This window comes from Candidatus Hydrogenedentota bacterium, assembly GCA_013359265.1.
GTDB lineage: Bacteria > Hydrogenedentota > Hydrogenedentia > Hydrogenedentales > SLHB01 > JABWCD01.
In genome coordinates this window covers 102435-108830 of record JABWCD010000019.1, presented here as the reverse complement: position 1 = coordinate 108830, position 6396 = coordinate 102435, and the positions used below count along the sequence as shown (strand labels likewise).

General features: G+C 61.0%; 8 protein-coding genes. All 8 read right to left on the bottom strand.

The annotated features are described in order from the left end of the window. Positions 1-86 precede the first annotated feature (86 nt). Entirely contained in the window at positions 87-710 is a 624-nt protein-coding gene (locus HUU46_16875) for a hypothetical protein (GenBank protein ID NUM55322.1), read from the bottom strand. A 10-nt stretch (positions 711-720) separates the two neighbouring features. Beyond that, positions 721-1797 carry a cobalamin-independent methionine synthase II family protein gene (locus tag HUU46_16870; GenBank protein NUM55321.1) on the bottom strand — a complete coding sequence of 359 codons (1077 nt, stop codon included), beginning with the start codon at positions 1795-1797 and terminating at the stop codon, positions 721-723. Continuing rightward, entirely contained in the window at positions 1794-2549 is a 756-nt protein-coding gene (locus tag HUU46_16865) for a phosphocholine cytidylyltransferase family protein (GenBank protein ID NUM55320.1), read from the bottom strand. Before HUU46_16865 ends, HUU46_16870 begins: the two co-directional genes overlap by 4 nt. Before the next feature lie 63 nt (positions 2550-2612). Continuing rightward, positions 2613-3284 carry a GNAT family N-acetyltransferase gene (locus HUU46_16860; protein NUM55319.1) on the bottom strand — a complete coding sequence of 224 codons (672 nt, stop codon included), beginning with the start codon at positions 3282-3284 and terminating at the stop codon, positions 2613-2615. 11 nt (positions 3285-3295) lie between these two features. After that, complete coding sequence (coaBC, locus tag HUU46_16855) at positions 3296-4507, bottom strand: bifunctional phosphopantothenoylcysteine decarboxylase/phosphopantothenate--cysteine ligase CoaBC (GenBank protein ID NUM55318.1); 1212 nt, start codon at positions 4505-4507, stop codon at positions 3296-3298. Then, the gene (gene rpoZ, locus HUU46_16850; GenBank protein NUM55317.1) at positions 4485-4706 is read right to left on the bottom strand and encodes a DNA-directed RNA polymerase subunit omega; all 222 of its coding nucleotides are present in this window, start codon (positions 4704-4706) and stop codon (positions 4485-4487) included. Before rpoZ ends, coaBC begins: the two co-directional genes overlap by 23 nt. Beyond that, entirely contained in the window at positions 4703-5287 is a 585-nt protein-coding gene (gene gmk / locus HUU46_16845; GenBank protein ID NUM55316.1) for a guanylate kinase, read from the bottom strand. The genes rpoZ and gmk overlap by 4 nt, the downstream gene beginning before the upstream one ends. Before the next feature lie 50 nt (positions 5288-5337). Next, positions 5338-6216: a YicC family protein gene (locus HUU46_16840; protein NUM55315.1), complete on the bottom strand. Its 879-nt coding sequence runs from the start codon at positions 6214-6216 to the stop codon at positions 5338-5340. Positions 6217-6396 lie beyond the last annotated feature (180 nt).

Below are 6396 nucleotides of genomic sequence, written 5' to 3'. Positions count from 1 at the left end.
CCCGTCGCAACGCTCCAAGACGCCTTAACGACATACCTCAAAACCGGTCAGCTGCCGCCATTACCCCCAAACGTCGCGGCAAACGGCTAAAGTGTTACGGAAATGTTTTTGTTTATCGTGCCGCCGGCGCCGAAACCTGCACCTCGAAGTGCATGTGCGAACTTGCTTAACGCCACCATCGCAATCATCGTGAGGATAAAATAGCGGCTGGGGACCAAGTATTGCAGCAGAGGACACTTGCTTCGCGCGAAACACAACGGAACCACTACAAACCACAGCGCCATCGCGATGTCCATTACCCGCTTGAAAAGGTCCGTCGTGTCGGCGACGTTATGCAGGCTCCGGGGGACAGCGTCGGGCCGCCTCGTAATCCCAAGAAAGTAATCGTAGTAATGCGTCCCATAATCCATTTCTTCGCCCAGCAGGAACGCAAACGCCAGCGCCGCGCCACCCCACGCCGCGCGCGCCACTTTATCCCGCGTACAATAGCCCCCCCAGCACGCCACACCGAACGCCGCCAGCAGACAAAGATTCTGAAGGTTTTCAAGCAATCCGAGTTCTCGTTGCGAATCCGGATGGAGCCACGGGATTTTGGGACTCACGATATTCTGTAGCGAGTCGATTCCCGAAAAGTAGGCGCCAATCAGCAGAAGTTCGACGGTGACCGGGAGAACAAGATGGAAAAAGATGGCGCGCTTCCGTTCGGACATGTTGGTCGCTTTACCCGTTAGACTTTGATGCAAACCGTTCGCGCAACCGCCGCGCGGCCTCCGCTTCATTGCACAATTTTTCATACGCTTCATCGATGGGAATTTCCGCGGCGCTGCCCGGCGCGAAGCCGCAGTCGGGATTGAGCAGGATGCGCTGCGGCGGCAGGTATTTTAGCGCCTTCTCGACGCGCTCGACGATCGTCTCCACCGAATCGATGGTTTCGCCGCGGCAGTCGACACACCCCAATCCTACGCTGGCCTTCTCCGGCAGTTCTTTCAGAACGCTCAGGTCCCCGGCAACGGGGATAGTAAACTCCATGACGTACTGATCGACATCGAGCCGCTGCAACGCGCCCAGGATCGGATCGTACCCGCCTTCGCCGACCCACCCCTTGCGCGCCTTGTTGCGGCGGCACAGATGGATCGCAGTGTGGACACCGTCTACACCATCGAGTATCGCGTTCAGCATATCGACACAGAGGTCAATCTCGCGCTGCGGGTCGGAGAATTGTCCGCGCACTTTTTCGTCTACGAACAAGCACAGGTGCGGATCGTCGAACTGCACGATGTCCGCCCCAGCGTCGCGTACCGCGATGAATTCCGCGCGAAGGATCGGAACCAGCGCCTCCATGAACGATTCTCGGGTGGGATAGGCGTCGCGCGATTTTTCCTCCGACCACATGCGCTGACCAAGCAAATACGGCGAAGGCAGCGCGACTTTGACGAGTTTTTTCGTGCGTGCGCGCTGGTACGCTGCCTCTCTCGCCGCGCCGCCTGGCCGCACATGCTTCATAGGCGCGACAACCGTGTGCCACCACGCACCATCTTTGCGCTCAAGCAGGAAGCCGTCGCACACGTCAGCAATTATGCCGATGTACGATCGCCGCCGGTACTCCCCGTCGGACACAATATCGAGTCCCGCCATCTCCTGAAGCGCGAGAATGTAATCCACCGCGCCATTCATGTACTTCTCGAACAGCGCCGGATCACTCGGCGTCTTTTCCGGATCCAGCAAGTCGCGCACAAACTGCGAGCGCGGCATGCTGCCGACTACGCCGGAGGCGAACAGCGGTAACGGTTTGCTCATATCGTCCAATTCTCCCGCGCAATCTGAAAGTCCTGGTTGGTGTCGATTTCCATATAGCCGCCGTGCGTGGGCAGCGCGTGGAACTCCTCGCCCGATTCGATCATGTGTTGAAACAGATCGATGAGGTACGCTTTGCGAAACGTCTTCGCCGCCTGGAACGGGCCCTCGCCGTGTTTCATCTTCGCGTCCTCAAAGTGGCGGCGCAGGGTCGCGGCCCCCCTCGGCGTGAACCGCGCGACGCCGATGTACTCCCCGTACGCGTGATCGGACGGCATCGTGCGGTTGATCGCCGCGACGCGCGTGCTGCCGTCGCGCATGATCTTTTCGCCGTCGTCTTCGGGATGCTCCGTGCGCGCAACATACCGCGCCCGCCAGTCGGTGTCGCACACGAGCGTCATGTCGTGCGGGCTTCTCGCCAACTCCTGCACGATCTTGGGCGTGTACAGAATATCGCTGTAGGCGCACACGAACCCGTCGTGCATATGGTCCATCGCGTGCATCAGCGATTCGAGAATATTGTTGTTTTGCCAATCCGCGTTGTGACAATACGTAAAGTGCGGGTACGCCTCGCGCACCATCTCGATCCGGTACCCGCCGATAAACACAACATCGTCCAGCCCGGCAGACGCGAGCGCCTCAAGCCCCCAGTCGAGGATGCGCTTGCCCTTCACTTCGGCGAAACACTTGGGCGCATCCGCCGTGTGCGGCATAAGCCTCACTCCTCTTCCCGCGCCTATAATAATCGCCTTCATCCCAACATCCCGTGTGTTCTTCGTGCTCGTGTCCGTGCTCGTAATCGTAATCGAACTTCTCGATTACAGCGGCAGCAGAGCGACCTGCTGGATCCCCTTCAACTGCTCAATCATTTCATGCCACTCGGCCGGCTTATTCGCCAGTACCGCGTAGTATCCCGTCAAGAACGCAACGATCAATTCCGCGGACAGCGACTCCATCGCATCGTCCGCCGGCAGAAAGCACAGGTCCAATTCGCTTACAGCACCGCCCGCGTTTGTCCACGACGGATGCACATACGGAAAATCCAGCCGCTTATATCCCAGGTGTGACAACACCTCGCGCCGCACGTAAGGATCCATTGGCTTGATCCCGCCAAACGCGTATTTCTCCGCGCGGTAGGGATCGTAAATCTCCGCGAACATGCCGAGCGGCGTTTTGTTGTACCGCCGCGCCCATTGTTCCAGGTCCGCCTTGCGCTTCAGATACAGGTACCGGCCAACGCCCAAACCCTCGCGCCCGATGATCGTGAAGTCGGTCATCGCCACGTTGAGATCGGGATAGTACCGATACTCAGTCGCGCCGACCACGCCGCCGCCGTGCACCGCCACGCACACGCGAAGGCCGTCGTCCTTCAACGGCCCCTTCCACAAGTCGAATTCGAGCACCTCGTCCGCGGGAAAGACACGCTGCATCAGCGCGTGCATCTTCGCAAAAAACGGGTCGTCAACCGAGGTGATTCGGACAAATTCCATTCGGCCCGCCGTCACGCCTTGGCCGCAAGCGCGGCGACACGGTCCAAAATGCGTTCGGCGACTTCCTCTTTGGTCAGAAGCGGAAGTTCTTGAACGACTCCGTCGCTCCCGATGAGCGCGGCCTTCGATGTATCTTTCCCAAAGCCCGACACATCCGTGTTCACTTCATTCGCGACGATCAAATCGAGCTGTTTCTTCTTCAATTTCGCCGCGGCATTCGCGAGCAGATCGTCCGTCTCGGCCGCGAACCCAACCAAAATCTGCTTCGCCCGTTTCACCGCGCCGACCAAGCCCAGCACGTCCGGATTTTCCACCAGCGACAATTCAAACTTCCTGCCGGTCTTCTTCCGCTTCGAATCGGACGGATTCTCGACGCGGTAGTCCGCGACCGCGGCCGCGCCGATAAACACGTCCGCGTCCTGCGCGAGGTTCACCACGGCCTCCGCCATCTGCGCGGCGCTCTCGACCGGAATGACGAGTGCGCCCTCGGGCAACGGCACATCGCAGGGCCCGGTAATTACCGTGACGCTCGCACCCCGCGCCAACGCCTCGATCGCAAGCGCGCGCCCCATCTTCCCCGACGAACGGTTGCCGATGTACCGCACCGGATCGATCGGCTCGTGCGTGCCGCCGCTGGTCATGACGATTCGAACGCCGTCGAGGTCGCGCCGGTCACTTACGAGCGGCACGCAGGCCTCGACAATTCGCGCCGGATCGATCAGCCGACCCGGCCCGACGGTTTTGCACGCAAGGCGCCCCGCATCGGGCCCGATAAAATGCACGCCACGCCTGCGCAATGTCTGGATGTTTTCCTGCGTTGCGGGATGCTCGAACATGTTGGTGTTCATTGCGGGGGCGACGAGTATCGGCGCGCGCGTCGCCAGCAACGTCGTAGTGAGCCAGTCGTCGGCGATCCCATGCGCGGCCTTCGCAATGAAGTTAGCCGTCGCCGGCGCGATGAGATACAAGTGCGCCTTCAGCGCGACCGCGATATGCTCGACCTCCGGGTTTTGCAGCGGCTCGAACATATGCGTGATCGCGCGCCGCCCGCAGACCGCCTCGAACGTCGCTGGGCCAACCAGCTCGCACGCCGATTTCGTGAGCACGGGCGTCACCTTCGCGCCGTACTCCGTCAGACGTGACGCGAGTTCGCAGGCCTTATACGCCGCAATGGACCCCGTCACGCCCAGTACGATTTCCCTATTCGAGAAAATCCTCTTCATCGCCTTCGCCGATACGCGGTTTGACCTTGCCACTCAGCACTTCCTCGAGCGCGACGAGCGTCGGTTTGCGCGAGCGCACCGGCACCAGCGGGCGCGAATCGGGCTTCGAGATTTGCGTGGCCCGCTTGGCCGCAAGGATTACCAGCCGGTACAGGCTGTCGATCTTGCCCTCGAACTGTTCCACGGAAAGGTTGCTCATGTCTGACTGCTCTCCTCTGTCTCTGCGCGGCCCGCGCCTTCGCGCGCGGCCCTGATGATGGCCCCCAATTCGGCCACCGCCTCTCGTATGTCCACGTTCACAATCACGTGATCGAATTCGTCTTTCGCGGCAACTTCTTCGCGCGCATTTTTCAATCGCACGGCGATCACTTCGTCGCTGTCCGTGCCGCGCGCGCGAAGCCGTTGCTCAAGCTCCTCGAACGACGGCGCCATGATGAACACCGTCACCGCGTCAATGCCCATCCGCCGGACATTGCGCATGCCCTGCACGTCAAGCTCGAGCAGCGCGTCTTTGCCAGACGCAACGATTCGGTCCAGTTCGCTCCGCAACGTGCCGTACAGGTTGCCGTGGACTTCCGCCCACTCCGCGAACTCGCCCGCGCCCACGCGCCGCTCGAATTCCGCGCGATCGAGAAAATAGTACTCGCGTCCGTCCTGCTCGCCCGCGCGCGGTTTGCGCGTCGTCGCGGAAACCGAATACGTCAGGCTCGGGTCTGCCGCAAGCGTCCGTTTGAGGATCGTGTGCTTGCCCGCACCCGATGGCGCCGACACCACGAATATCCGCCCGGCCTTTGCCGCCTCGCCCACCGCTGCGTCCCTTCGGTCCGCGCTCACTCGATGTTCTGAATCTGTTCGCGCATTTTCTCGACCTCGGCCTTCAGGCCGAGCACGTCCTTGGCCACGTTGGCGTCGCGCGTCTTCACACCAAGCGTATTGACCTCGCGGTGTACTTCCTGCGTGAGAAAGTCCAACTTGCGCCCGGACGGCTCCTTCGAACCGAGTATCTCTTCCAAATGCTCAAGGTGCGCTTTTAACCGCACAACCTCTTCCGTCACGTCGCTCTTGTCCGCCATCAGCGCGACTTCGATCGCCATGCGCTCGTCGGTGATGTTCGTTTCGGTGCGCAGTTCGCTAATGCGCGAGCGCAACCGCTCCTCGTACATCGCGTTCAACTCGGGCAACCGCGCTTCGATCGCCGCGACACCCTGCCGTATAAGTTGGATGCGCTGCCGAATCTCGTCCGCGAGCGCTTTGCCTTCGTTCGCGCGCATGCGATCGAGCTGCGCCAGCGCCTCCTCCGCTATCTCGACCAGGATGGGTTCGACCGCGCTCAGGTCCTCGTCCGCCTCCTCGTGGTACAGCACGCCTTCGAGCTGCGCGAGCACGCTGAGCGGCAGCGTTTCGTAGCTGCCGATCATCGACGTCAACTCTTTGGCCGCGTCGAGGTACTGTTGCGCAATTCCCGCGTCGAACTTCACGGATTTCGCGGCGGACATCGTGCGCTTGCGGTTGACCGTGACCGTCAACTTGCCGCGCTGAATGTGCTTGCGAATCGTCTGCTTGAGGACCGGATCCAGCGCGCTCCACGACGGCGGAAGCCGCAGGTTGCAGTCGAGGTAACGGCTGTTCACGGCACTCACCTCGACGGTGATCGCCTGCCCGTTGAACTCGCCCGCCGCCTTGCCAAATCCCGTCATGCTACGGGTCATGCGCGTTGTGTTCCTCCGTCGAAAGCCCGCAGCCCTGAGAAAGCGAAATTCTAGCGCAAAATACTGGCGCAACGCAACTTGCGTTCGGCGATAGACTTAGGGTCTCCAACACGTCGTTGACCCCGCCCAGTCCCGGAAGTCGTCAACCTCCGCGCCATCGCCAAATCCCTCTTGCGTCCT